Source organism: Phyllobacterium sp. SYP-B3895, from assembly GCF_009647635.1.
Classification (GTDB): Bacteria; Pseudomonadota; Alphaproteobacteria; order Rhizobiales; family Rhizobiaceae; genus Phyllobacterium; species Phyllobacterium pellucidum.
Genome location: NZ_WJIG01000004.1, coordinates 633,175 through 658,802, shown reverse-complemented (window position 1 = coordinate 658,802; position 25,628 = coordinate 633,175). Strand labels below are relative to the sequence as shown.

Annotated in this window: 20 protein-coding genes; 12 read left to right on the top strand and 8 right to left on the bottom strand. The window is 60.0% G+C overall.

Going from position 1 to position 25,628, the window contains the following annotated elements:
- The first annotated feature begins 44 nt into the window (after positions 1-44).
- The 6 genes from GF108_RS20755 to GF108_RS20735 all read left to right on the top strand — a co-directional run bounded on the left by GF108_RS20755 (position 45) and on the right by GF108_RS20735 (position 7,635).
- Entirely contained in the window at positions 45-1,157 is a 1,113-nt protein-coding gene (locus GF108_RS20755) for an efflux RND transporter periplasmic adaptor subunit (protein ID WP_246664048.1), read from the top strand.
- On the top strand, positions 1,154-4,231 hold the full coding sequence (locus tag GF108_RS20750; protein WP_153670212.1) for an efflux RND transporter permease subunit: 3,078 nt from the start codon (positions 1,154-1,156) through the stop codon (positions 4,229-4,231). Before GF108_RS20755 ends, GF108_RS20750 begins: the two co-directional genes overlap by 4 nt.
- A 339-nt stretch (positions 4,232-4,570) precedes the next feature.
- Positions 4,571-5,719 carry a helix-turn-helix domain-containing protein gene (locus tag GF108_RS20745; protein WP_153670211.1) on the top strand — a complete coding sequence of 383 codons (1,149 nt, stop codon included), beginning with the start codon at positions 4,571-4,573 and terminating at the stop codon, positions 5,717-5,719.
- A 25-nt stretch (positions 5,720-5,744) separates the two neighbouring features.
- Entirely contained in the window at positions 5,745-5,870 is a 126-nt protein-coding gene (locus GF108_RS22605) for a hypothetical protein (protein WP_255453115.1), read from the top strand.
- A 31-nt stretch (positions 5,871-5,901) separates the two neighbouring features.
- Positions 5,902-6,408, top strand: coding sequence for a hypothetical protein (locus GF108_RS20740; protein ID WP_153670210.1), 507 nt, complete (start codon positions 5,902-5,904; stop codon positions 6,406-6,408).
- 72 nt (positions 6,409-6,480) lie between these two features.
- Positions 6,481-7,635 carry an alpha/beta hydrolase gene (locus tag GF108_RS20735; RefSeq protein WP_246664047.1) on the top strand — a complete coding sequence of 385 codons (1,155 nt, stop codon included), beginning with the start codon at positions 6,481-6,483 and terminating at the stop codon, positions 7,633-7,635.
- A gap of 36 nt (positions 7,636-7,671) precedes the next feature.
- Here GF108_RS20735 and GF108_RS20730 read toward each other — a convergent pair whose 3' ends face one another.
- The 7 genes from GF108_RS20730 to GF108_RS20700 form a co-directional block, all read right to left on the bottom strand.
- Positions 7,672-8,100 (bottom strand): DoxX family membrane protein, encoded by a 429-nt coding sequence (locus tag GF108_RS20730; protein WP_153670209.1) that lies wholly within the window; start codon positions 8,098-8,100, stop codon positions 7,672-7,674.
- A 143-nt stretch (positions 8,101-8,243) separates the two neighbouring features.
- A complete protein-coding gene (locus GF108_RS20725) occupies positions 8,244-9,017 on the bottom strand; it encodes an amino acid ABC transporter ATP-binding protein (protein ID WP_027232774.1) in 774 nt (257 codons plus the stop codon).
- 1 nt (position 9,018) lies between these two features.
- Positions 9,019-9,681: an amino acid ABC transporter permease gene (locus GF108_RS20720; RefSeq protein WP_153670208.1), complete on the bottom strand. Its 663-nt coding sequence runs from the start codon at positions 9,679-9,681 to the stop codon at positions 9,019-9,021.
- Entirely contained in the window at positions 9,681-10,328 is a 648-nt protein-coding gene (locus tag GF108_RS20715) for an amino acid ABC transporter permease (protein ID WP_153670207.1), read from the bottom strand. The genes GF108_RS20720 and GF108_RS20715 overlap by 1 nt, the downstream gene beginning before the upstream one ends.
- A gap of 54 nt (positions 10,329-10,382) precedes the next feature.
- Positions 10,383-11,201 (bottom strand): transporter substrate-binding domain-containing protein, encoded by an 819-nt coding sequence (locus GF108_RS20710; protein WP_153670206.1) that lies wholly within the window; start codon positions 11,199-11,201, stop codon positions 10,383-10,385.
- Between the two features lie 427 nt (positions 11,202-11,628).
- Positions 11,629-12,783, bottom strand: a complete 1,155-nt coding sequence (locus tag GF108_RS20705) for an acyl-CoA dehydrogenase family protein (protein ID WP_153670205.1) — start codon at positions 12,781-12,783, stop codon at positions 11,629-11,631.
- Entirely contained in the window at positions 12,780-13,931 is a 1,152-nt protein-coding gene (locus tag GF108_RS20700; protein WP_153670204.1) for a CaiB/BaiF CoA-transferase family protein, read from the bottom strand. The genes GF108_RS20705 and GF108_RS20700 overlap by 4 nt, the downstream gene beginning before the upstream one ends.
- A 208-nt stretch (positions 13,932-14,139) precedes the next feature.
- Here GF108_RS20700 and GF108_RS20695 point away from each other — a divergent pair, with 208 nt between their 5' ends.
- From GF108_RS20695 to GF108_RS20670, 6 genes are all read left to right on the top strand, one after another.
- Positions 14,140-14,850: a GntR family transcriptional regulator gene (locus tag GF108_RS20695; protein WP_153670203.1), complete on the top strand. Its 711-nt coding sequence runs from the start codon at positions 14,140-14,142 to the stop codon at positions 14,848-14,850.
- Between the two features lie 467 nt (positions 14,851-15,317).
- Complete coding sequence (gene bcsN, locus GF108_RS20690) at positions 15,318-16,211, top strand: cellulose biosynthesis protein BcsN (RefSeq protein WP_172982690.1); 894 nt, start codon at positions 15,318-15,320, stop codon at positions 16,209-16,211.
- Between the two features lie 115 nt (positions 16,212-16,326).
- Positions 16,327-18,507, top strand: a complete 2,181-nt coding sequence (gene bcsA / locus GF108_RS20685) for a UDP-forming cellulose synthase catalytic subunit (protein ID WP_153670201.1) — start codon at positions 16,327-16,329, stop codon at positions 18,505-18,507.
- Positions 18,504-20,867 carry a cellulose biosynthesis cyclic di-GMP-binding regulatory protein BcsB gene (locus tag GF108_RS20680; RefSeq protein ID WP_172982689.1) on the top strand — a complete coding sequence of 788 codons (2,364 nt, stop codon included), beginning with the start codon at positions 18,504-18,506 and terminating at the stop codon, positions 20,865-20,867. The genes bcsA and GF108_RS20680 overlap by 4 nt, the downstream gene beginning before the upstream one ends.
- On the top strand, positions 20,864-21,913 hold the full coding sequence (locus tag GF108_RS20675) for a glycosyl hydrolase family 8 (RefSeq protein ID WP_153670199.1): 1,050 nt from the start codon (positions 20,864-20,866) through the stop codon (positions 21,911-21,913). The genes GF108_RS20680 and GF108_RS20675 overlap by 4 nt, the downstream gene beginning before the upstream one ends.
- Positions 21,910-24,231 (top strand): cellulose synthase, encoded by a 2,322-nt coding sequence (locus tag GF108_RS20670; RefSeq protein ID WP_153670198.1) that lies wholly within the window; start codon positions 21,910-21,912, stop codon positions 24,229-24,231. Before GF108_RS20675 ends, GF108_RS20670 begins: the two co-directional genes overlap by 4 nt.
- A gap of 35 nt (positions 24,232-24,266) precedes the next feature.
- On the opposite strand, the gene GF108_RS20665 is transcribed toward GF108_RS20670, so the two are convergent.
- Positions 24,267-25,520, bottom strand: a complete 1,254-nt coding sequence (locus GF108_RS20665; protein ID WP_370462245.1) for a flavin-containing monooxygenase — start codon at positions 25,518-25,520, stop codon at positions 24,267-24,269.
- Positions 25,521-25,628 lie beyond the last annotated feature (108 nt).

Sequence of the window (25,628 nt, the reverse complement as noted above, 5' to 3'; positions counted from 1 at the left end):
TATGCTTTGTCCCATTTCACGAGAGTTTCCTGGAGTCCATGAGAATGCTGGTTTCAGTGAATAAATCGATGCGAAGGGTGCGCGCGCTGGGCGCGTTCATAGGCCTTCTGATGGCAGGTCCAATGCTTGCAGGATGCCGGGATGAAGCCAAGGATGAGCCTCCGGTCATTCGCCCGGTGCGAACGGTCACGGTTGAGCAGCGCAAGCTGGGCGACAGCGTCAGCCTTACCGGACATGTCGAGGCCGAGAACCAGGTCTCCTTCGCGTTTCGCCTTGGCGGCCGCATGATCGAACGCCTTGCCAACGTCGGTGACCCGGTCGAACCCGGGAAGATTCTCGCCCGCATGGACCCGCAAAATGAAATCAGCGCGCTGCGCACCGCACAGGCAACCCTCGTCGCCGCCGAGGGGCAACTCGTCAAGACGAGCAATGCATTCGCACGGCAGGAAACGCTGCTGAGACAGGGCTTCACCACGCGCGCGCAATATGATGCGGCACAGCAGGCTATGCGCGCGGCGCAATCGCAGGTCGACAGTTCGCAGGCGCAGCTGGAAAATGCCGAGGATCGCGTGGGCTTCACCGAGCTCTACGCAGATGCGGCGGGCACCGTAACCGCTGTCGGCGCCGAGCCCGGCGAGGTCGTCCAGGCGGGGCAAATGGTGCTGCAGGTTGCGCGCCAAGATGGACGCGATGCGATATTCGACGTGCCGGCGCAACTGCTGCGACAGGCGCACGACACAGCGATTGTCGAGGTTGCGCTGACTGACGATCCGACGGTAAAGGCCACCGGACGGGTGCGCGAAGTGGCGCCGCAGGCCGATCCGACGACGCGGACCTTCAGGGTGCGCGTCGGCCTCAGCGACACGCCCGCTGCCATGCGGCTTGGATCGACCGTGACGGGCCGTGTGACGGTTGATTCATCGCCTGAGATCGCGATACCAGCGACGGCCCTCACCAAGTTCAACAGCCAGCCCGCGGTCTGGATTGTCGACCAGGACAAGAAGACCGTGTCGACGCGCAATGTCGAAGTGGTTCGCTTCGATCCCGCCACTGTCATCATTTCGCAGGGCCTCACGCCCGGTGAGGTCGTCGTGACGGCCGGCGTCCAGGCCTTGCATGACGGCCAGGAAGTGCGTCTGCTCGGATCCACCCAATGAACGGCTTCAATCTCTCCGCCTGGGCGCTGAAGAGCCGCTCGCTCGTGATCTATGCGATGATTGCCGTCGTCGTTGCCGGCGTATTCGCCTTCATCAATCTTGGCCGCAACGAGGATCCAGCCTTTACCATCAAGACCATGGTCGTCAGGGCCGGCTGGCCCGGGGCAACCCTTGACGATACGCTGAAACAGGTGACCGAACGGCTCGAGCGCAAGCTGCAGGAAATACCCGAAGTCGATTTCCTGCGCAGTTTTACCAATGCGGGCGTGACGACCATCTTCGTCAACCTCAAGGACGCAACGACGGCGGCCGAAGTTCCCGATGTCTGGTATCAGGTACGAAAGAGCATAGGCGACATTCGCCCGACCTTGCCGGCGGGTATCGTCGGCCCCGGATTCGACGATGATTTCGGCGATACATTCGGCATCATCTACGGTTTCACGGCGGACGGCTTTACCCAGCGTGAACTCGCCGACTATGTCGATGAGGCGCGTTCGCGCCTGCTGCATGTGCCGGACGTATCCAAGATCGAAGCGCTCGGCGCTCAGCCTGAACGCATCTTCATCGAGTTTTCCACCGAACAGATGGCCGGCCTCGGCATCGACAGGACCGCCGTGATCGCCGCCTTGCAGGCGCAAAATGTGGTCAGCCCTTCGGGTACGCTGCGAACCGCCGACGAGCGCTTGAGCCTGCGCGTCAGCGGCGCCTTTGATTCCGAAGAGGACCTTCGCAACCTGAATTTCGTCGCAAATGGCAGGCTTATCCGGCTGCGCGACATTGCCGAAATTCACCGCGCCTATGCGGACCCGCCGCAGCCGATGTTCCGGGTGAACGGCAAGCCTGCCATGGGCCTTGCGATATCGATGCGTGAAGGCGGCGATATTCTCGCGCTCGGCCACAACATTACCGCGGCGATGAAAGAGATCACCGCGAACATGCCGATCGGCATCGAAACGACGCTCGTCGCCAATCAACCGCAGGTGGTCGACGACGCAATCGGCGAGTTCACGGAATCGCTCTGGCAGGCAATCGTCATCATAATGGCCGTCAGTTTCATCAGCTTGGGCATACGCGCTGGAACCGTCGTCGCCCTCGCGATACCACTGTCGCTAGCGATGGTCTTTGCGGTGATGCAGATCCTCGGGATCGATCTGCAGCGCGTCTCCCTTGGCGCCCTGATCATCGCGCTCAGCCTGCTCGTCGACGATGCCATGACGACGGTCGATTCCATGACGACCCGGCTAGCACTCGGCGATGAAAAGGAAGAGGCCGCGAGCTTCACGTTCCGGACGCTCGCTGCCGCCATGCTGGCCGGCACCCTGGTCACTGCAACCGGCTTCGTGCCGATCGGCTTTGCGCGCAGCTCCGCCGGCGAATATACATTCTCGATCTTTGCCGTCGTGAGTATCGCGCTGGTCGTATCCTGGCTTGGCGCCGTGATCTTCTCACCGCTCCTCGGCGTTGCGCTGCTGAAGAAGCCCGACAAGATCGAGACGGGAAAGCCCTCCATCATTCTTCGCTTCTTCCGCAGCCTGCTTGTCGGCGCGCTGCGCATGCGCTGGTTGACGATCGGCATCACGCTTGCATGTTTCGTGCTCGCCCTTTTGGCGCTTCCGCTGGTGCCCCGGCAGTTCTTTCCTTCGTCCGACCGTCCCGAACTGCTTGTCGATATAAGGCTGCCGCAGAACGCGTCCATCGAGGCGAGCCAGCAGGCATCGAACCAACTTGACGCGCTCCTCAGGGACGATCCGGACGTGGCACATTGGAGCACCAATGTCGGGCGCGGCGCCATCCGCTTCTACCTGCCGCTCAACGTCGAATTGCCCAATGAATTCTTCTCGCAAGCGGTCGTTGTTGCGAAAGACGTTCCGGGCCGTGAGCGGCTCCGCGCGCGACTTCAGCAGGAATTGGCGGAAAAGGTGCCAAGCGCCATTTCGCGTGTCTCGCTGCTCGAACTCGGTCCGCCAGTTGGCTGGCCGGTGCAATATCGTGTAAGCGGCCCTGATGCCAACGAGGTGCGCGAGATCGCTCAGCGCCTCGCACAGGTTATGGGCGCCAATTCGCAGCTCAACCGCATCAATTTCGACTGGATCGAACCGGCTCGCTCCATCCGCGTCCATATCGATCAGGATCAGGCGCGCCTCCTGGGCCTGAGTTCGCAGGCGCTGGCGACGGCGCTCAATACCGTCGTGTCCGGAATGGCGGTAACGCAGGTGCGCGATGATATATATCTGGTCGACGTCGTCGTGCGGTCGACCGACGAGCAGCGCGTATCGCTCGACAATCTGCGCACGCTGCAGTTCCCGCTTCCCAATGGCCGTACGGTACCGCTCAGCCAGTTCGCGACCTTTGAAGTCGACCAGGAGTTCCCGGTGATATGGCGGCGGGACCGCGTGCCGACACTCACCGTGCAGGCGGATGTGACGACGGGCGGTTCGCCGGAAGCGATCGTCCAGGCAATGGAACCGGAAATCGACAAACTCAATGCCACGTTGCAGGTGCCCTATCGCATTGTCGCAGGCGGCACCGTGGAGGAAAGCGCCAAGTCGCAGGCGTCCGTGATTGCCGTTGTACCGATCATGCTGTTCCTGATGATCACCATACTCATGGTGCAACTGAAGAGCTTCAGCCGCCTGTTCCTGGTGATGAGCGTTGTTCCGATGGGATTGATCGGTGTCGTCGGTTCGCTCTTCATCTTCAACCGGCCCTTAGGCTTTGTCGCCATTCTTGGTATCCTGTCGCTGCTCGGGCTTATCGCCAAGAATGCCGTCATACTCATCGAACAGATCGAGACGGAGCGGGCCAAGGGAACGGATGTGTGGAATGCCGTCATCGACGCCACGGTGTCGCGCTTCCGCCCGATCATGCTCACCGCGATATCCACCGTGCTCGGCATGATTCCGATAGCCTGGACCATCTTCTGGGGACCGATGGCAATTGCGATCATGGGCGGCTTGCTGGTGGCAACCGTTCTTACACTGATCTTCCTGCCGGCCCTCTACGTGGCCTCCTTCCGCGTCAAGGAACCAACAACCGATCAACCTTCGCGCCAACCTGCGCCAAGCCCAGCATAGATCGCATGAAAGGATGCGGTCATGGATGGCCGTATTGTGGTCGGCAAAGTCCTTTGACGACCCCTGCGAAGCTTTGGCCTAACAACGGGCACTTGTCGGCAGGAGATCGTCAGTCGTGCAACCCGTTTGGTAACAGTTACGTACTGAACAGACGATAGAGGTTGTGCCATACTATTCAAGACGAGCATTCGTAACTGCGTGATTTGTCACTTCGGGGAATTTTTGGGGTAGCAATGCCAGCATTTTCTTCAGCAAGAACGGATCGAACCAGTTTGCCCGGTACGGACAGCATGCACGGGCAAACGTTTTCACTCTACCGCTGCGGCGCATGGTGACGGCATGAACGCCCATGACCACACCACACCGTCTGAAGCGTCGCTTGATCACAACTTTGCCCAAGCGGCCGCGATATCTCCTATCGACTGCCCTCCATTGCCTTCGAAGCGGTCTCCCTATCCTTCGACGATACCCGCGTTCAAGTTCGACACCCGGGTCGTGCCGCTTGACGATCAATATGAATCCTGGCGCAAGAGTTTCTCCTCCATGCTGGAGTTCGGGGACCGCAGGGACAAGGCGAACGGCTTTGAAGGCCGGCAAACCGTCTGGGACCTCGGCAATCTTGCCTTTTCCAGGATCAGGACCAACGCACTCGAATTTGCGAGCGTTCCCGGTCATACGCGCAGGGAAGCGCTCGATCACTGGACAATGACACTTCCGCTCGACGGAGCGATAAGCACCCTCGGTCCGGCGGGCAGTTTTGCAGGCGGCGCGGGCATCGTGCAGATCCATTCGCTCGGACGTTGGTTCGAAGGCAATGTAACGGACAGCGATATGCTGATGCTTTTCGTCCCGCGTGACTTCGACCCGGACGTCGCCCATGCGCTTAGCGCCGCGGAGTTTTCCTCCGTCGATACGGCGATGGGCCGGCTGCTCGCCGACTACTTCATGGGGCTGGCCAAGCGGCTGCCGGGGGTCGAGGCGGAGAATATTCCAGAACTGGTGGGCGCGACGCGCGCGATGATCAGGGCTTGCGTCATGCCTTCGCCCGGCACCATCGAGGAGGCGCAGGCGCCGATCACGCGCGTTCTTCTCGAAAAGGCGCGCAGTATCGTAAACGCCAGATTGTTTGATCCCTCATTCAACGCCGAAGCGCTGCGGCGCGATCTCGCAATCTCGCGGACCGGGCTTTACCGGATGTTCGAACCTTTCGGCGGCGTCATGCATTACGTACAGCACCAACGGCTCCTCGATGCGCATGCGGCACTAGCTGATCCGAATGACAAGCGCCGCATCGTCGAAATTGCCGAGCAGCGTTGCTTCAGCGACGGCGCGGAATTCAGCCGGGCATTCAAGCGGGAATTCGGTTACACACCCACGGAGGTGCGCGCGGGACGCAAGAGCGGGATACCGCGCAGGCCGGCAAGCGAAATCACCAGTGCTGCTCCCGAAGAACGTCTCGGTCTTCTCCTGCGCAAGCTCCACGGTTGATCTGCAACAATTGATGAGGTTTTCGATGCGTCATGAAGATGTGGATGAACGATTGAGAAAACTCGGCGTGAATGTCGGTCCCTTCACCTTCACCGTATTGCTCCTGATCGGCGTCATCGTTGCGGCGGGTCTTGGCTGGCTCTTGTACTAGTCTCGCCTGCTGGCTGGAGGTATTGACTACGATGTTCGACAGTGACGATTGGAAACTGGCGATTGAGGATACGCGGTTTCGGCAAAATGCCATCGTCGCCCTCATTCATTCGAGCAACAATCAGGCCTTGGGACTTCTGCGGCTGTTTTCCGTCATTGCCCTTGCCACGGCGACCGGGGCGGTTACGTCACTTGCCGCAGGCGAATTCTCGCCGGCCGTCGGCTGGGAGCTTGCGTCCCTGACATTGGTGCTTGTCTGGTCCTCATGGCAGTGTTTCCGGGCCCTCGAAGTCGGGGATATCGACCTGCCCGGCCGCGATGCCGAATTCTGGCTGCGTGCGGCGGAAGCCGGAGACGACCGGCCTGCCTTTTCCCGCCAATATCTTGAAGGGTTCAGGGAACGCTACCGGACCAACCGCAGGGTAAGCGAGCGTCAGGCACGCGCGCTGAGGAGAGCAAAACTTGGAGGAATAATTGCGCCCCTCATCGGCATCGCCGTGGGCTTGATCCTCGCCTTCTTCCAAATACACTATGCTTGAACTCGCGCGCGCTCACTGTGTCATGGTCGTGATGGCGAATTGGATACCCATTCAGTGCTCAGTCGAAGCGTATTGATCCTCCGTGCAATCCTGCTGATGCTCGTCGCGGGCGGCATTGCCGCATGCGCCTCCCCGGCCCGCGGTGTTCTCGCGCCCGTGGCTCCGCCATCGCCCGACACCGCAAAGGTTGATATCCTGGTGGCCACGACCCGCGCGCCCACGACGCAGAAAGGGGTCTTCTTCAGCGGCGAGCGCGGCAGCGATTTGAGCTTGGCCAATGTCGTGGTTTCAATTCCGCCGAACCGTCAACCCGGTACAATTCAGTGGCCGCGCCGGCTTCCTGGCGATCCTGAGCGGAGTTTTGTAACGACAGCGGTGAACCCGATCAAGATCGGAGATATTCGTACCTGGTACCGATCGCATGCGGTAAGCGACAGGCGCGTATTGATCTTCGTTCACGGCTTTAACACCCGGTTTGAGGATTCGGTGTTTCGCTTCGCGCAGATTGTTCACGACTCGCGCGCGGAGGTCAGCCCGGTCCTGTTCTCCTGGCCATCGCGCGGGGCCCTGCTCGATTATAATTACGATCGGGAAAGCACCAATTTTTCCCGCTCCGAACTGGTCTATGTCATTCAGCAGGCGGTAAAAAGCCCCGACGTCTCCGAAATCACGATTGTCGGCCATTCGATGGGCAGTTGGCCAGTGATGGAAGCACTGCGCGATATATCGATGCAGAACAAGCGCATATCGCCCAAGATCACCGACGTCATCCTTGCCTCGCCGGATCTCGATATCGACGTTTTCCGCAAGCAGCTCACGGATATCGGCCAGGAACGGCCGCATATCTCAATATTCGTTTCGGCGAACGACAGGGCGCTGCGCCTTTCGAGGTTAATATCCGGCCAGGTAACGCGCGTAGGGGGCGTCGACCTTACCGACGCGGCCTACAAGGCCCAGCTTGAAAAGGCGACCGGGATTACGGTCTATGACCTTACTCAACTGCGCGACGGCGACAGTCTCAACCACACCCAGTTTGCAACGAGTCCCGAGGTTGTCCGCCTATTCGGCGAACGGCTGTTGCGAGGACAATCGCTGTCCGACGCCGATCCGAATGCGACAGGAAATTTCGGTGCCACCGCAATCGAGGCCGGCCAGACCATTGGCACCGTGACAGGTGCTGCGCTAAGCGCGCCTATCCGCATTTTCGAGAGTGCCGTGCGTCGCTGATACGCGGCTATCGGCTGTGGGTAATTCAATCCGGCGTTATCGCCGAGGCAGCCATTCCTTCTTGATCGCCAATACCTTTCCGGGCCCGTGCGCTGCCGCAAAGAGCAGACCGGCGGCAAAAGTAAAATGGTCGATGAAGAATCCGAACTCGGCCTGGTTTCCGGCCCAGTGTGACGGGCCGTGAAACGCAAATGCCAGAAACAGAACGTAGGCGGCAGCTACAAGTGCTGCTTCGGAAAAATAGGCGCCGGTCAGGAAGCATGCGATGAGAGCAAGCTCAAGCAGCGCAGCTAGCCACGCCAGCAGGGTGGGAAATGGAAATCCTGCCCCCGCGATATACGTCGCCGTTCCGCCGATATCCATCAACTTGAAGCTCACAGCCATGATGAAGACGAGCGCGAAGATAAGTCGCCCCACCAGAATCGCCGCCGTCGTCCATCCCGCATTGCCTGTTGCCGTTGTCATACTGGTCCTCCTGAAGCAAGTCTCGAAGCTTTCGCTGCAAGGACGAGTGCTGCGGACCATTTCCGACACCACGCGGGCAATTTTCTTTTTTGAAGCCGATCTGTACCTGAATGGGCTCCGGCAGCGCTTATGGTCCTTGACGATCAGAAACTGTTGCGCTCGTGATAAGTACGCAGGAAAGACTGGATACGCGCATCCTGGGGATGATGCAGGATGCGGTCGGGGCTATCGACGCCCACGAGTTCGCCCTTTTCCATGAATCCGACCTGATCGGCGACGTGCGCGGCGAAACCCATTTCGTGGGTGACCACCACCATCGTCATCCCCTCCCCGGCCAGTGTCCTCATGACGCTCAGCACCTCGCCCACCAGCTCCGGGTCGAGTGCGGACGTCGGCTCGTCGAAGAGCATGAGCCTCGGTTCCATGGCGATGGCGCGGGCAATTGCAACGCGTTGTTGCTGTCCGCCGGAGAGCCGCGAAGGATGGTTTGCCATCTTGTCCGCCAGCCCCACCTTGGCCAGCGCCTCCACAGCGCGCCGATCGGCGTCGGCTTTGGACATGCGGCGCACGCGGATCAGCCCCTCTGCGACATTCTCCTTGGCAGTCATATGCGGCCACAGATTGAACTGCTGGAACACCATGCCGATCGAGCGGCGCATCTCGCGGAGCTTGCGGCCCGACATCTTCTTGTTGGGCGCCTCATAGCCAATCAACTGGCCATCAATGCGGACTTCGCCGGAATCATATTCTTCAAGGAAATTGATGCAGCGGAGCAGCGTCGACTTGCCGGAACCGGAAGGTCCGATGAGACAGGTGACCTTGCCGGGCAGAATCGACAGGTCGACATCCTTCAGCGCCTGAAACTTGCCGTAGAATTTGTTGACCTTACGCATTTCGACGGATGACGCTGCAAGCATCTTACGTCCTTTCAATCAGATGTTTCGTGATACGCGCTTCCAGTTTGTGGCCGACGCGCGAGATCGTCTCCACCAAGCCCCAGAAGAACAGCGCCAGCACCAGGTTTGCCTCGACATAACGGAAGGTTTCGGCCGACATGCGCTGCACCTGGTACAGCAATTCGGGAACGGTGATGATCGACAAAATCACGGTTTCCTTGGTCAGGATGATCGAGAAGTTCACCAGCGCCGGCAAGGCGGAGACCAAGCCGAGGGGCAGCAGGATACGCCGCACAATATGCCCTTCGGCCATGCCGATGGCGCGGGCGGCTTCGATCTGCCCATCGGGCACTGCCCGGAATCCCGAACGGAATATTTCGGCGAAATAGGGGCTGCCATAGATTGTCAGCCCGAGCAGGCCGGCTGGCAATGCATCGAGGCGCAGGCCGATGAGTGGGCCACCGTAATAAAGCACGAACAATTGCACGAGGAACGGTGTGCCGCGGATAACTTCGATATAGGCCTGGATGATCCACGTCACCCAGCGCGGTGCATAGCGTTGAATGAGCGCAATGACGAGGCCGAGCGCCATGCCGAAGACGGTGCCAAGCGCCCAGCAGACGATGGTATTGGCGAACCCCTTGAGCAGCGACGGGCCATATTGCTGCAACATGCTCCAATCCATCAGACGGCCGTCCTGTGTTCGAGGTAGCGTCCAAGCGCCGCGAGGCACAGATTGATCGCCAGATAAATGCAGGCGGCGGCGATGTAGACCTCAAGCGGCCGGAAGGTGGTAGCGGCCTGCGCCTGGCTGGCGCGGGTAATTTCGAGAATACCGACAACCGAGACCAGCGAGGAAGCCTTCACCAGAAGAATAAGTTCGTTGATCAATGCCGGTAGCGAAAGCGTCACGGCTTGCGGAAGAATGACCCGGATCCATACGTCGAATGGCGTCATGCCGATGGCGACCGCCGCCTCTGCCTGTCCCCTAGGCAGCGCCGCTATCGCACCGCGCCAGATTTCGGAGATATAGGCGCTGGCGCAGATACCAACGGTCACCACGGCAGCGACCATTGCGGGAACGTCGAGGCCAATGACCGGCAGCGCGTAGTAGAACACCAGCAATTGCACCAGGAGCGGCACGCCGCGCAGGAAACTGACCCAGATGGCTGCAAGGCGACGCAGCAGCGGGTAAGGCGACAGGCGAGCTGCGCAGACCAGCGTGCCGATCACAAGACCCAGTCCGATACCGAGTACAGAGATCAGCAGCGTGTATCGCGCTGCCCACAACAACGGCTCGAAGCTTTGAAGGAAAACCGCTAAGGAAAACATCCGCCCTCACTTGACCCAAGATGTGCGGGCGGAGGTCACTCCGCCCGCCGCAACTTACTTGGTCGGAACCTCACGCGGCAGTTCGGTGTAGGTGCCGAGCCACTTCTCCTGGATCGCCTTGACGCGGCCGTCGTCGGTCATCTTAAGCACCGCATCGTTGATGGCCTTGTTGAAGCTTTCGCTGTCGGCATCCTTGCGCAGCACCCATGCGAAATACTTCGGCTCGCCGAACTGGGCAGGGGTGAAGAGAGCAAAGCTCTCAGGACGGCTCTTTACGAGATAGGTAAGGTTCGGAAGCGAGCCCGCAACCGCATCGAGACGGCCGGCAGCGAGGTCGGCATAGGCTTCGTCGGTGGTGCCATATTCCTTGATCGTTACACCGCCAAGCTTCTGGCCATAGGCTTCAAGCTGCTTGAATTGCGCGGTGCCCTGCTGCACGCCGACGGTCTTGCCCTTGATGTCTTCCGGCTTGGTGAGTTCGGTGTTGCTCGCAGCCTTCAGCAGCGAAACGGTGGCATCGGCGATGGGCAAGGTGAAGCCGTAGCGCTCGAGACGCTCCGGGGTGATGGTAACGGGGGCGATCACGATGTCGAACTTCTTGACTTCAAGACCCGGCAGCTCGGCGGTCCACGGGATATCCTGGTAGACCGGCTCGACACCGATTTCCTTGGCAACCTGGTCGAACAGGTCCTTGGTCATGCCCTCATACGTGCCGTTGTTGAGCATGTCGAAGGGTGCATAGTGCATGTCGGTGGCGGTGACGATCTTGCCCGCGGCCTTGACGTCCGCAAGCTGGTCCGCCTCGGCGGCGCTGGCAAGACAGAGTGCGGCCAAGCCGACAAGCGCCCCTTTGAAGGTCATGTGAATGCTCATTTCAGTTCTCCTAGTTGTTCCCACGGGATTGACACGGCGGGCACTTATTGTGTCGCCGTATTTTTTAGATCAGAGAAATGCCTCGCCGATCGAGGCCGATGTCGCTCCTCGACCGGCTGTTATGTTCGCGTTGGCGAAAGCGCGACGGATCACGCTTTTCGCCAGATTATTCCACAGCGCAGGAGTCCACCGCCGCCCGGTATCTTCCGCTTCGCTGCGCAACCTTACCATGCCAGAATGCAACGAAAAGTACTCAATAAGCGGATTCGGCAAAGCAGCAAGACCGGCGTCTGGCCGGTCACCACTGGATAGGAACGCGACGAGCGGAGGCATTACCCTCCGCCGGTTCTTGCCGGTTGTTCCTACGGCGATCGCTGGGAAACCATTGGATGCATTACGCTTTGACTGATGCACGGGTCGCCTTCGGTCAGTTCAGCATATGGCCGGAAATGATAATGCGCTGGATTTCACTCGAGCCTTCGTAGATCCGCATGATCCGAAGATCGCGATTGATCCGTTCGATGGGGAAATCACGCGTATATCCATAGCCTCCATGCAGTTGCAGCGCGATATCCGCAATACGGCCCGCAGCTTCTGATGCGTGCAACTTGGCCATGGAGGCCGCGAGCGAAAACCGCCCGCCACCTGCATGCGCCAGATCCCGTTGTCGCGCCGCGTCCTGCGCAACGAGCAATGCCGAGCGATAGGCCAAACCCATATCGGCGATCATCCAGCGTATGCCCTGCCGGTCACTCAGTGGCTGCCCGCCGATGACACGCTCCTTTGCGTAGGCGATCGCAGCTTGCATTGCAGCCTCGGCCATGCCGAGGCATTGCGCGGCAACCTCGATACGGCCATTGTCAAGCACTTGCATGGCCGTGCGAAAACCCTTGCCTTCCTCCCCCAGCAGCGCATCGGACGGCAGCTCGCAGTCGATATTCAGTGTAAAGACATGACCGCCTTTGAGACCCATTGTCTCTTCAGCCGCACCAGCTTCAAGCCCCGGTGTCCCCTTGGGAAGGATAAAGGCCGAAATGCCGCGATGTCCCTTTTCCGGATCGGTCACGGCATAGAGAATAATGAAATCCGCGACGCCGCCATTGGAGATGAAGCATTTCGTGCCTTTGACATGCCAACCCGCGCTCGTGCGGCGCGCCCGAGTCTTCATGTCGGCAGGATCGGATCCGGCTGTGGGTTCGGTCAGTGCGAATGATCCCAAAGCCTCGCCCGTTGCCGCCTTGGGCAGCCATTTCTGTTTTTGCGCTTCCGTTCCGCCCATGAGAATGGAGTCGGTCGCCAGATAGTGCGCGGTCAGCGCAGAAGCAGTTGAACCGCAGGCTCCGGCGACGATCGCCACTGCCCGCAGCAGCGCAGTTGCCGAGATGGAGCTCCCGCCATAGGCTTCCGGCAGATTTGCGCCCAGCATTCCGGCTTCGGTCAAAACCGCGAGTTGTTCATGGACGAAGGTAGAGGCTTCGTCGGTCGCCGCTGCTTTGGTCGCGATGCGTTCTGCACACAGCCGCCCAAGCACGTCGCAGAACAGCCGCTCCTCGTCGGCCAGCATGTACCATTCATCCGTCATGCGCGCTTCTCCAGTCCGAACTCCCGCAGAATTGTTTCGCGATCGCCGCCGAGCTGGGGCGCCGAAGCTGCTGCAACCGGCTTTTCGCCGTCGAAGCGAACCGGCTGACCGACTGTCGGCGCCTCCCCCAGCACTGGATGCTGAAGTAGGCGGACCAGTCCACGCGCGGCCGAATGCTCATTCGAAATTGCCTGGGCAATGTCCCAGATCGGGGCAGCCGGCAGACCAGCCGCAGAGAGAGCGGCAATGGCCTCTTCGGTGGTCAGCTTGCGCGACCAGTTTTCGATCAAGGCCTTCAAAGCTGGTTCATGTTCGGTGCGGCTGGCATCTGTGGCAAAACGCGGGTCGTCCAAGGCCTCCGGGGCGCCGACAAGTTGAGCAAGCGCGGTAAACTGCCTTGGGTTCAGAACGGTTATCACCACCTGACCATCGCTGGTGGCAAAGCAGCCAAAGGGCGTCGAGAGCGGATGGCGATTGCCGACGCGTTGCGGCAATAGGCCAGCATAGAGGTGCAGCGCATGGCTGGTCGTCAACACTGAAAACAGGGCGTCATACATGGCGACGTCAAGTGTGGCGCCCTTCCCTGTGGAATTGCGTTGCACCAGCGCGGCCATGATGGACCAGCTGGCAAACAATCCGGCGAGCAGATCGGCAATGCTTTCACCGGTCTTGAGCGGGGCGCCTCCCTCCTCGCCGGTGCTCGCCATCAGACCGGACATGGCCTGCACGATGAGGTCATAGGCCGGCAAATCCTTGAATGGTCCCTCCTGGCCAAAACCGGAGATCGAGCAATAGATAAGCTTGGGGTTCGCCGCTCGCAGCGCCGCGGCGCCAAGGCCCAAGCGCTCGGCCACGCCGGGACGAAAATTCTCGACCACCACGTCTACTCGCTCGGCGAGCATCTGTGCCAGCGCCTGGTCTTCCGGAACCTTGAGGTCCAGTACGATGCTGCGTTTGCCGCGATTATTAAGAGTAAAAAGTGCGCTTTCACCATGGCTGAACGGGCCTACATGGCGATAATCATCGCCTGCCGGCGGTTCGAGCTTGATGACCTCGGCTCCGAGATCTGCCAGGAGCGCCGTGCAGTAAGGACCCGCCAACACACGCGACAGATCCAGCACCTTGATCCCCGCCAGCGGCCGGTTCATGCCGGCGCCTCCGACATTGGACGCGCCGCAAAATTGCTGGCTGCCGTATAACGGGAACGGTACATCTGCACTCCTCCATAGCGCGCTGTCACGGAATATGTCTACACATAAGCCCGCAAATATGTCTATACTTATTTTCTGGATATGTCTAAACTTGCCCGCATTCCGCTGGATATTTATCGGCGGAAGCAGCCATAGGCGGCAAACCATGCGCAAGGCCCAAAGCATCGCTGACGAGGTACGTCGTCGCATTGTCGAACTGAAGTGGCGTGAAGGCGAACGCATACCGGACGAGGCGGATCTGGCGGTCGAGTTCAGCGCCGCGCGGGCAACGGTCAACAAGGCGTTGCAAGTGCTCGCCGATGAAGGCCTTCTCGATCGCCGGCGTCGCGCGGGCACGCGGGTGGTGGTCAATCCGGTGCGCAAGGCAACCTTCTCGATTCCCATCGTGCGTGAGCAGGTCGAGGACGCGGGCCTGATCTACAGCCACCGTGTCGTTGCGCAGCGGCTAAGTCCGATTCCCGTACACATCGGGGCACGCCTCGGTCTTCCGGAAGGGGAACGGCTGGTCCATCTCAGGGCGGTGCATTACGCCGACGGCAAACCCTACCAGCTCGAAGACCGCTGGATTAATCCGCACGTCGTGCCGGGACTTGAACACGCCGGCTTCCGGGATTTGAATGCCAATGAATGGCTGGTGCGCAACGCACCCTATCTGCGGGCTGAATTCTCTTTTTCAGCTGAGAATGCCGACCGCCGCGATGCACGATTATTGCAGACGAGGCAAGGCCAGGCATTGTTGATCCTGCATCGCACCACCTGGAATGATCTTGGGCCCATTACCACAGTCCGGGTGGCCTTTCAGCCGGGCCACAGTTTCGGCGCCGACGAGGGCCGAGACCAAACGGCCAAAATCTGAAAGACAGCCGGAAGGCTTTCGCAGACGTTATGCCCAATCCGGAATCGGGCTGACTGTGTATGGGTGGCTGTTAACAACCTACTGTGGAACGCAACGCGGCTCCTTCGCGGCGAGCCATCACTTTCCAATTGCACGCTTCCGCTCTTCGTAGATCTCTTCCTGGAGATATTAGATGAAAGTTCCGGCAAAAGGTTCCGCAATCGCGAGTATTAGCAACCAGACGGATGGATTATCGAAGCAGACGAGGGCCAAGGCCAACAAATTGCGAAGATCCACGTTGGAAATAACGCTAAGGTCCAACGGACAGTTCTGCGGGACATGCCGTTCTTCAATTTTTAGGTGTAACCATCGGGCAACTGTTGACGTGAGAAGTATGAACTTTCCCAACGACGTAGAGCATTTCCTTTGTACGAATCAATTCAATCGCCTAGTTTTCCCAAATGTTGAAGAGGACCTCCTGTCTGATCTTGCTACTTCTGGTTGGCGGCTGCGCGTCCGGGGGGCCGCCTCAGATCCTGGCATCGACGCGAACCGTCGACGCGCAGCAGGCCTATGCGCTACCGCCGCCTGGCGGTCCATCCATCGTCAGCGTCGTCGAACGGTCCTACAACAATGCCGTTCAACAGGAAATTCTGTTGGCAACGTCCGCCCGCACGCCTGGGCAGAATGTCCTGCGCGTACAGCTGTTCGGACCGGTGAAGGCAAACCTTTCGGGCGGTGATACGCTGCGCGACCGTCAGCTTGGTACAACGAATATCGATCGCGAGCTCCGCGGCACGCTGCCGGGCGTTCCAATGCATCGTTCTCCCAACTTCGTGCAGAACCGCTACGGTGCCTTCGGTTTCGCCAGCGGGCATTCACGCTCCGGCGATACTTGCGTCTATGCCTGGCAGCGCATCCGGCCACCTGAAACACAATCGCGCTGGTTTACCGGGCGCGGCTCGATCCAGATCCGGCTGCGTCTTTGCGACGCGCGCTTGACCGAAGAACAATTGCTGGCGTTCATGTATGGCTTTACCATCAACGCAGCCTTCAACAATTACAGCTGGAACCCTTATGGCGAACCGGCCGGCGTGCCGGAAAGTCTTGGCCGCCCGGGCGCCAATGTCTTTCCAGCTGGGCCTGACATGCCGCCATCCGCCGCATTGATGCCTCCCCCGGCGCCGCAACCAGTTGCAGTGGCGCCAAAACGGCGCGCACTGTCCCCCGCGGCGCCCGCTGTCGAGACCCGTCCGGCAAGACCTGCGCCGATCGGACCCATCGTACCGCCCCCGCCTGTATCGGGTGCGGCCCCGCCCATGCCCGCACCGGCCCAGATCAATCGTGCCGTTGTTCCACCCCCGCCACCAGCCGCCCAATAAACCGGAGCCAAAACGCAGTTACATTCATTGGGGAATGACCCTCCCATTAACCCACCGCCGCCAGGACATGAGATGAATTCTTCGCCCGCCCGCCTATCGAAATGCACGGCCGTCCATGCGTAAGTTCCTCATCATCCTGATGTGGCTCGTAACGTCGATCAGCGTTCTGCTGCTGGTCACGCTCCCGGTGAATCTGCAGACGCAGCTGATCGCCGGCGCCTCGGTACTATTCCTCATGATGGTGTTGAAGACGCTGAATGCCGGCGGCATCTGGCGGTTGATCGCCCTCGCTTTCGGTACGGCCATCGTCATGCGCTATGTTTACTGGCGTACGACGAGCACGCTGCCTCCGGTCAACCAGCTCGAAAACTTCATTCCAGGTTTCCTGCTCTATCTCGCCGAGATTTACAGCGTGATGATGTTGGCGCTCAGCCTTTTTGTCGTCTCGATGCCACTGCCGCACCGCACGACACGGCCGGCAACCAAAGGTGAATTGCCAAGCGTTGACGTGTTCATCCCGACCTATAACGAGGACATCGAACTGCTTGCAAACACCATGGCCGCAGCCAAGGCCATGGACTATCCGGCTGACAAGCTCACCGTATGGATACTCGATGACGGCGGTACGCTGCAAAAGCGCAATGCCGACAAGATTGTCGAATCCCACATCGCTGAAAAGCGCTTCAAGGATCTCTCGGAGCTCTGCGAGGCTTTGGGCGTTCACTACCTGACGCGTGAAAAGAACGTCCATGCCAAGGCTGGCAATCTCAATAACGGCCTTGAACATTCCACCGGGGAACTGATTGCCGTGTTCGACGCGGATCACGCGCCAACACGCGATTTCCTGCTCGAAACGGTCGGGTATTTCGATGAGGACGACAAACTGTTTCTCGTGCAGACGCCGCACTTCTTCCTCAACCCGGATCCGCTGGAGCGCAATCTGCGGACATTCGAGGAAATGCCATCCGAAAACGAAATGTTCTACGGCATCATCCAGCGCGGGCTCGATAAATGGAACGCGGCTTTCTTTTGCGGATCGGCCGCGGTGCTCCGCCGCGAGGCCCTGAATGTTACCGGCGGCTTCAGCGGTATCAGCATTACGGAAGATTGCGAGACAGCCATCGCGCTCCATTCGAAGGGCTGGAACAGCGTCTATCTCGACAAGCCACTCATTGCAGGATTGCAACCCGCCACATTCGCAAGTTTCATCGGCCAGCGCAGCCGCTGGGCGCAGGGGATGATGCAAATCCTGCGGTTCCGCTTCCCGTTATTCAATGGCGGGCTCACGATCCCGCAACGCCTTTGCTACCTCTCTTCGACGTTGTTCTGGCTCTTTCCATTCCCGCGGGCAATCTTCCTGGTCGCGCCGCTGTTCTATCTGTTCTTCGGGCTTGAAATCTTCACGGCATCGGGCGGCGAATTCCTCGCCTATACGCTGATCTACATGGTCGTGAACCTGATGATGCAGAACTATCTTTACGGCGCATTCCGCTGGCCGTGGATTTCCGAGCTCTACGAATATGTCCAGACCGTGCATCTCCTGCCTGCGGTCGTATCGGTTGCCCTGAACCCGCGCAAGCCGACATTCAAGGTCACCGCGAAGGACGAGCGTATCGACCGAAGCCGCCTTTCGGAATTGAGCACGCCCTTCTTTGTCATCTTCCTGGTACTGCTTGTCGGCGTGGGGGTAACGATTTATCGAATTTACACCGAACCGTACAAAGCGGATGTGACGCTTGTCGTGGGTGCGTGGAATCTTCTCAATCTGGTTTTCGCGGGCTGTGCGCTTGGGGTTGTATCCGAGCGCGGTGACAAGCGGCCTTCGCGACGCGTCAAGGTGAGCCGCCGCTGCGAATTTCGCGTGGGCGAGCGCTGGCTGCAAGGAACGATCGACGACGTGTCGGTGAATGGTCTGCGCGTCCAGGTGCTGGGCGACGTGGCCGAGGCGGTTTCTATCGGCATGCTGACAGACGTCCGCTTCAAGACATTCGCAACGGGAGATCTCGGCGATCTTCCCTTGCAGGTCCGCAATGTCAGAAAGCAAGCTGGAGAAACGTCGGTCGGCTGCATGTTCATGCCTGACCAGCCCTCCGATCATTCCTTGATCGCCGATCTGATCTTTGCCAATTCGGCTCAGTGGACCAAGTTCCAGCTGGATCGGCGTGGCAATCCTGGCCTGTTCAAGGGTACGATCTGGTTTTTCGGGGTCGCCATATTCCAGACATATCGTGGATTTTCCTATCTTTTCCGCCACTTGACTGGAAGAGGTAAAAAGGAATGGGAGGGTACGCTATGAAGCGGCTGCTTAACGCCTGCCTGTTTCTCGGCCTTTCCACCCTGAGTTCTTACGCGCAGGTTGCGCCTTTCGACATGTCGCCGGAGCGCCCCGCCGAACCCGCACCTGTCGAGAAGCCGGCCGCGCCGTTCTCGCCACTCCCCGGCCAACAAGCACCGGCCGCGCCCGCCCCCGCTCCCAAATTGCCGCCGGCGCCGATCAGGGCCGACGGACAATGGCGACGCTATATAGTTCCTCAGGACAGTCTTTCGTTCAGCGGTGAGAACGGTGACAAGACGTGGGCGGTTTTCATTACTGCGGATCAGGCGGCAGCTCCCGCCACTCTGACAATGGCCTATCAGAGCAGTCTGGTCGTGGCGCCGGAGTGGTCCACCATGACCGTTTCGATCAACAACGCCCGCATCATCAGCGAGCCGGTACAGTCGCCGGAGGGCCGGAAGACTTTGACGGCGAAGATACCGGCCGGCGTCCTGAAAGAGGGGCTCAACACATTCCGCATAAACACCAGCCTTCGCCACCGCACCGACTGCACGGTGCAATCGACCTACGAATTGTGGACTGAAGTCGATCCGTCAAAGACTTATCTTTCTTTCACCGGGGACAATCCGCGCAGGCTCAAGAAGCTGGACGACATACGTGCAATCGGTGTCGACGGGACCGGACGAACGGCGTTCAACATTGTCGTTCCCGCCATTGACCGCACCCAAGCGACGGCTCCCATGCTTCACACAGCTCAGGGGTTGGCGATCCTTGCCAATATGCCGAACCAGACCGTGACGGTCTCGTCCACCCTGCCGGCAGAGCAGTCGCCCGGCGCGCTGACGGTCCTCCTTGGTACCGACGAGGAACTCCAAACCCTCGCGCTGTGGGCAGGAGACAGTCGAACGGCGCCCGGCGTTGCATTTGTGGACGACCCTGCAACCGGCAGCTCGATCCTCCGCTTTCGCGGCGCCGATTGGCAATCTGTCACCAATGCGGTTGCCGGGTTTGTCGACCCGCTGAAGCGCGATCTCAGCGTGCCGCGGACGTTCATTTCTACGCAGACATGGCGGTCACCCGACGTGCCGCTTTTCATTTCTGCATCGCGGGTAAAGCTCAGCGAACTTGGGGTCGATACGAAGAATTTCACCGGACGCCGGCTGCGAACAGAATTTGCTATTGGCGTTCCTTCGGATTTCTACGCGAACGAGTATGGAAAGGCGACCATTCTCCTCGACGCCGCCTACTCGGAAGACGTTTTGCCGGGCAGCCAGATCAATATTTACGTCAACGACAATATTGCCGCCACATTACCTATAACCACTTCAGGCGGCGAAATTCTGCGGCATTTTCCGATCAGCTTCACCATGCGGCACTTCCGGCCCGGCGTGAACCTGATCACCATCGAGGCCGCGCTCACCACCAAGACCGATTCCATCTGCGCGCCTGGATCCAACGCATCCTCGACGACGCGGTTCGCGCTCTTCGATTCGTCTGAATTCGTCATTCCAAGTTTTGCCAGGATCGGTACCCTCCCCAACCTTGCCGGCTTGAGCGGAACGAGCTTCCCCTATAACCGTTCGAGCAAGCCATTGCCTGTCGTGATGAACAACGCCGGGGAAAAAAGCCTGTCGGCGGCCGCAACGCTGCTTGCCCGCATGGCCGTGGCTGCCGGGCGGCCGATGGAGGTCGACCCGAGGGCTACCGCGAATTCCGCCATGAATTCAAATGCCCTGTTTATCGGCGCCATCCCGCAAATCGAATCGAGCGTCCTGACGCAGACCGGGATTTCCGAAAACACTCGGACGATCTGGAGCGCCGTCAAAGGCAATGTCGAACCGGCACCCGAGGAAAATACGCAGAGCGACTTCAACGAGTGGCGCGAGCGGCTTTCCGGAAGAGGTTGGCGCGGCCAGATTTCCTCTTTTGACGACTGGCTGAACCGCACGTTCAACATTTCCCTGGCGAGCCTCATGACCTCCGATGAGAGCGATGCGCCCTATACGCCGGAACCTGCCGCTACGCTGCTTGTTGCCCAGCGGCCAAATCCGAACGGCGACGGGGTGTGGACGGTGGCAACGTCGGCAACAGACGACAATCTCATCGAGGGCGTCCGCGCCCTGACGCGGCAGGATCACTGGCCCGAACTCCAGGGCCATATTTCCATCTACAAAGCCGGCACCGACGAAATGCAGATGGTACCGGTGGGTAACTACACCTTTGTTCAGTCACAGCCACTGTCATTTTCGAACATGAGACTGGTCATCGCCAATTGGCTCTCCGGCAATATATTGTGGTTTTCATTGATCCTTGTTGTCCTTGCCTGCTTGCTTGGCATCACGACCTCGCGGATGCTGGCAAATCTCGGGAGGCGCATATGAGAGCCTATGCCTGCCTTCTATGTCTTTTGCTCGCCTGGGCCGGCAGCGGAGTTGCGATGGCACAAACCTTGTCGGGAACCGTGAAACCTGCGGATTGGGCCGCCTATAAATCACGCTTCATCGATGCAGGTGGGCGGGTGATCGACGATGCGAACGGCAATATCAGCCATAGTGAAGGCCAGGGTTATGGATTGCTGCTCGCATACCTTGCCAACAGCAAAGCGGATTTCGATCTGATCTGGTCATTTACAAAAACCGAGCTTTTGTTGCGCGACGACGGCCTCGCCATGTGGAAATGGGATCCTTCAGCAAAGCCGCACATTACCGACAGCAACAATGCCTCCGATGGCGATATTCTGATCGCCTATGCGCTGTTGCTGGCGGGAGGCGAGTGGGAGCGCAACGATTTCATCGGCGCCGCAAAAACGATCATCGGCGGAATTGGCAAATCGAACGTTGTCAAATGGCAGGACCGCCTGCTTCTGCTGCCGGGTGCCAAGGGATTTTCCGAAACCGACCGCACTGACGGTCCGATCATCAATCTGTCCTATTGGGTCTTCGAGGCCTTTCCGAAATTTGCCTCGATCGACAAGACGACTGACTGGATGCAATTGAGCATGACTGGCGTCGGGCTACTCAATAAGGCCAGTGCCGGTCCGCGGTCGCTGCCCACAGACTGGATGTCAGCGAAAACCCAGTTAAAGCCCGCCAAGGGATTTCCCGCGGAATTTGGGTACAATGCCTTGCGCATTCCTCTTTACCTCATGCGTGCCCGCATCTACGACCGGGAATTGCTTACGAGATTGCGCAAGGGCATGACCTCGGAAAGCGGCCAGGTGGTCATTACCGACAGCGACAGCGGAAACGTGAAGGAAACGCTCTCCGATGCGGGGTATGCGATCATTCCGGCACTCGTCGCTTGCGTGCTGGACAAGGTAAAACTGCCGGATGCCGTACGCTCGTTCGAACCGTCTCTATACTACCCGTCAACGCTGCATTTATTATCGCTTTCGTTCGCCCATAGTCAGCATCCGGAATGTTTATGAAGAAGCCGGTCCTCATCATCGCACCCCTGATAGTCGCTTGCGCCGCAGCCTTTGCGCTTCAGCAAAGCTATCTGCCGGAGTCGGCGACGGCCGGAGAGACGATCCGGTCGGCGCTGTTGGGAGGCGCAAAAGGCAGTTCGGCCCAAGCGGATTCAGCCGGTGAATATGTCGTCGCGCAGTCCGGCCGAACGCCTGCCCGCCGCACACAGCCTGCACCGGAGCAGCCGCCGGCTCCCACGACGACGCCGAAAGTCGATGAAACCGCGTTGCGCTATTTTGCCCGCCAGGGCGACCAGCGCCGACTGGCGGCGGAGATCGCCCGGTTGCGGGCGCTCTACCCCGATTGGACGCCCCCCGCCGATCCCCTCGCCGTGCCCGTTCAGACCGATGCGTCGCTCGATGCCATGTGGAAGCTCTATGCCGACGGCAAACTCGCCGAATTGCGCAAGGCCGTGCAGGATAGGCAGAGTACAGAACAAGGCTGGACACCGCCCGCCGATCTGATGGACCGATTGGACCTTGCGGAAGCGCGCGAGCAACTGATCAATGCCTCCGACCTGAAGCAGTACGATACGGTTATCCGCGTCGGCGCGGCCCACAACAGTCTGATGACCTGCAGCGAGATCGACGTGCTGTGGCGGACGGCCGAAGCCTTCGCCAAAACCGATCGCGAGGCCCGGGCGAAAGCTGCCTACGCATATATCCTCGACACCTGTACCGATCCGGCTGAACGGCTTGCGACGGTACAGAAGGCGTTGCCGCTGCTGACGCGGCCCGATCTCGACACCTTGTTGGCAAAGGCCAAAATCCTGCCCGACGGGAAGAGCGAATTCGATTCGATACGCGACGACCTTGCGCGCAAAGCCGTCGCCGACGCAGGGTCCGATCCGAAACTTGTCGTACCCCAGCCAGATGTCGAGCGGGTGGAGAAACTTGCGACCGCTACAACAGGGCCTTCCGATCCGCTTATCCTCGGTTGGTATTATCTGCGCCGCAATAATTTCGAGGCGGCGGAAAAATGGTTCAAGCTTTCATATGATCGCGAAAGCGCGCCGTCATCCGCACAAGGCCTCGCCCTTGCGATGATCGCGCGCTCGCGCCCGGCAGAAGCCGAAGCAGTCATGTATGAATGGCGCGACAGCTCGGACGACACAAAGGCGGTCTACATGGCTGCCGTGGCAAATCTTCTGGCGCAGGACCCGCCGGTGGAGATTGCGCCCGCGATCCTGCAACGGATGGTGCCAGAGGTCGTGGAAGCAAAGGATGCCAATGCCGCGCAGCAGCTCGGTTGGTACGCCTATCTGCTCAATCAGTTCGAGACCGCTTCAGGCTGGTTCTCGATGGCCCTGCAGTGGAAGCCGGACGACGAACCATCGTCGTACGGGCTCGTACTGACGCGCCAACAGCTCGGTGATGCGGCAGGCGTAGCGGCGATCCAGCGGCGCTGGGCTGGTCGTTCGGAGCGCATCGCGCGGCTCGGTGAACAGCGCAAGACGCGGCAACCCGGGCTAGCGCCCTCGCCCGAGCGGTTCGGCGACACGCTGGAGCAAACGCAACTGCGGCCGACCCTGACCACGCCGCTTGCGCTGCAGGATATGCCAGCCCCGACTTCCCCTCCCACCCCACCGGCGGCGCCTCGGACCCTGGCGGACCAGGTCGCCGAGACCATTTCCCGCCAGCGAGCCGACGCATACGACCAGCCTGCACTCCAAACCGAGCAGGAGCCTCGACCAAGATCGCCGGAAGCGCGTCCGCGTCAGGCGCCCCGCGCGGCCACCAACAATGCCGGCGCGCGTTCGGTCCGCGGCTGCACGACAACAATCGACCCGCAGGCACTTTCACCCGAGAACGCGTTGTCGCGCGGCTGGTGCCTGATGGATATCAATCGCCCACTCGAGGCAGCCGCAGCATTCGAACGCGGCCTCCTGAGCCGGTCGGAGGCACAGCGGAGCGACGCCGCCTACGGCCAAAGCCTTGCCTATCTGCGTGCCGGTCTCAGCGACAAGGCCGCGGTGGCCGCCTCAAAGGCTCGCCAGCAGCAATCCCGCCAGATCGAACTCGACATCGCGCTGCTTTCGTCGCGCGCAACGGAGGCCTTCAACGCCGGCCGTCCGAACGAGGCCATCCTCGCGCTCGACCAGCGGGCGCGGATCGCTCCCGAACGCACCGATCTCATGATCCTGCGCGGCTATTCCTACATGAAGTTGAACCGGCTCGCCGATGCCTTGCGCATTTTTGAGGCCGTTGCGGCGACGGGTAACAAGGAAGGCTTGCGGGGGATAGCAACGATAAGGGCGATAAGGAACAAAGAGTACTGAGTCAGAGTAAATAGGCAGCTTGCAAATGCCAAGGATCACGAACGACCCAGGATGTGTTCGACAAGGCGAGCTGCTTCGTCGGCGACCGCCAATATGATGCCAGACTTGCGTGTCGAGCCGAAATCCAGTCCCGCGAAATAGAGGCCGGGCAGAACGCCGACGCCATCCTTGTGAACCGGCTGTCCGGCGGCGTCGAGCGCATTGGCAAGCCTTACATAGCTGAAATCGCCCTTGAAGCCGGTGCACCACACCACACTCGTGATACCGTACCCGGCAAGATCGAGCGAATTGATGGCGGGATCCGGCCGATGCCACTCGACCGTCTCCGCTGGGTCAGGAACCGGAACCGGCGCATCGATGTGGGCTCGCACGATATATTCATCGATGTAGCGTTTGGCATTGTCCGAGGCTTCGTCTCCAAAGCGAACATTTGCTTCGACATCGTCGGCGAAAGCGAGGCGGCCATCCACAACGCCGGTCAATCGGCCGAGAAGCGCAATCCCCTGGGCGGCGAGCGCCTGAAGGCTTATCGTGTGCTCCGACCCGAGCACACCACGCGCCGGGATGCGTCCCGCCGACCGAATGATCTCCTCTCGCCGCAGGTCGAGAAATCCGCTTTCATCAAGCCAGATCATGATATCGCGCCCGCGGTAACGCCGTGGAAGCCGCCCGACGCGGCTCGTCGCAAGGAATACCGTCCGGCCCGCTAGCGCCAGTTCCTCGGCGATCTGCGCGCCGGATTGACCGCTTCCAACCACAAGAACCGCTCCGCGCGGCAGACCGGCAGGACTTCGATAGCCGGAAGCGTCTGGCTGATAAATGTCAGGCGGCATCGCAGTTGACGAGACCGGACGCACCGGACGATTGAGGCTGCCGCTTGCGATGATCACGTTGCGCGCCCAAAGTGTTCCGCGTGAGGTGTTCAGCCGATAGGCGCCATTTTGGTGCGTAAGTTCGCTCACTGCTGTATCGGGCTCGATCGGCAGTCCGTTCCTCCCGGCGAAATCCTCAAGCAGGGCGACGAACTGGTCGCGCGTCAGGGCGCCGTACGGATCCGTACCCTCGTAGCGATCGCCAGGCATGACGGTTTGCACGTTGGGCGTATTCATACGAAAGGCATCCCACCGCTGCGTGCGCCACGTCTCTCCTATGCGACCGCGCTCCAGTACGCTATGGCGCAAGCCCCGTCGTGCCAGCCAATAGCTTACACCGAGGCCCGCCCAGCCGGCCCCGATGACAACAGCGTCGAGAACATCGCCACTACTATCCATTCGCTGCGGTGATTTCATGATCGGCATCCCCCGAGCCATCCCCGATCGTTATTAAGCCTTGTTGACGGCAACGAGTCCAGCGCCGCCGATCTCTTCCCGATGAGCTATCCGCTTGGTCTGTTAGGA

What these genes read in the sequence shown, in the direction of transcription:
- GF108_RS20720 (WP_153670208.1), bottom strand. Translation starts at nt 9,681, where the DNA reads ATGGATTGGAGCATGTTGCAGCAATATGGCCCGTCGCTGCTCAAGGGG.
- GF108_RS20740 (WP_153670210.1), top strand. Translation starts at nt 5,902, where the DNA reads ATGTTCGACAGTGACGATTGGAAACTGGCGATTGAGGATACGCGGTTT.
- GF108_RS20665 (WP_370462245.1), bottom strand. Translation starts at nt 25,520, where the DNA reads ATGAAATCACCGCAGCGAATGGATAGTAGTGGCGATGTTCTCGACGCT.
- GF108_RS20705 (WP_153670205.1), bottom strand. Translation starts at nt 12,783, where the DNA reads ATGACGGATGAATGGTACATGCTGGCCGACGAGGAGCGGCTGTTCTGC.
- bcsA (WP_153670201.1), top strand. Translation starts at nt 16,327, where the DNA reads ATGCGTAAGTTCCTCATCATCCTGATGTGGCTCGTAACGTCGATCAGC.
- GF108_RS20675 (WP_153670199.1), top strand. Translation starts at nt 20,864, where the DNA reads ATGAGAGCCTATGCCTGCCTTCTATGTCTTTTGCTCGCCTGGGCCGGC.
- GF108_RS20700 (WP_153670204.1), bottom strand. Translation starts at nt 13,931, where the DNA reads ATGAACCGGCCGCTGGCGGGGATCAAGGTGCTGGATCTGTCGCGTGTG.
- GF108_RS20695 (WP_153670203.1), top strand. Translation starts at nt 14,140, where the DNA reads ATGCGCAAGGCCCAAAGCATCGCTGACGAGGTACGTCGTCGCATTGTC.
- GF108_RS20680 (WP_172982689.1), top strand. Translation starts at nt 18,504, where the DNA reads ATGAAGCGGCTGCTTAACGCCTGCCTGTTTCTCGGCCTTTCCACCCTG.
- GF108_RS20755 (WP_246664048.1), top strand. Translation starts at nt 45, where the DNA reads ATGCTGGTTTCAGTGAATAAATCGATGCGAAGGGTGCGCGCGCTGGGC.
- GF108_RS20745 (WP_153670211.1), top strand. Translation starts at nt 4,571, where the DNA reads ATGAACGCCCATGACCACACCACACCGTCTGAAGCGTCGCTTGATCAC.
- GF108_RS20670 (WP_153670198.1), top strand. Translation starts at nt 21,910, where the DNA reads ATGAAGAAGCCGGTCCTCATCATCGCACCCCTGATAGTCGCTTGCGCC.
- GF108_RS20750 (WP_153670212.1), top strand. Translation starts at nt 1,154, where the DNA reads ATGAACGGCTTCAATCTCTCCGCCTGGGCGCTGAAGAGCCGCTCGCTC.
- GF108_RS20725 (WP_027232774.1), bottom strand. Translation starts at nt 9,017, where the DNA reads ATGCTTGCAGCGTCATCCGTCGAAATGCGTAAGGTCAACAAATTCTAC.
- GF108_RS22605 (WP_255453115.1), top strand. Translation starts at nt 5,745, where the DNA reads ATGCGTCATGAAGATGTGGATGAACGATTGAGAAAACTCGGCGTGAAT.
- GF108_RS20730 (WP_153670209.1), bottom strand. Translation starts at nt 8,100, where the DNA reads ATGACAACGGCAACAGGCAATGCGGGATGGACGACGGCGGCGATTCTG.
- GF108_RS20710 (WP_153670206.1), bottom strand. Translation starts at nt 11,201, where the DNA reads ATGAGCATTCACATGACCTTCAAAGGGGCGCTTGTCGGCTTGGCCGCA.
- GF108_RS20715 (WP_153670207.1), bottom strand. Translation starts at nt 10,328, where the DNA reads ATGTTTTCCTTAGCGGTTTTCCTTCAAAGCTTCGAGCCGTTGTTGTGG.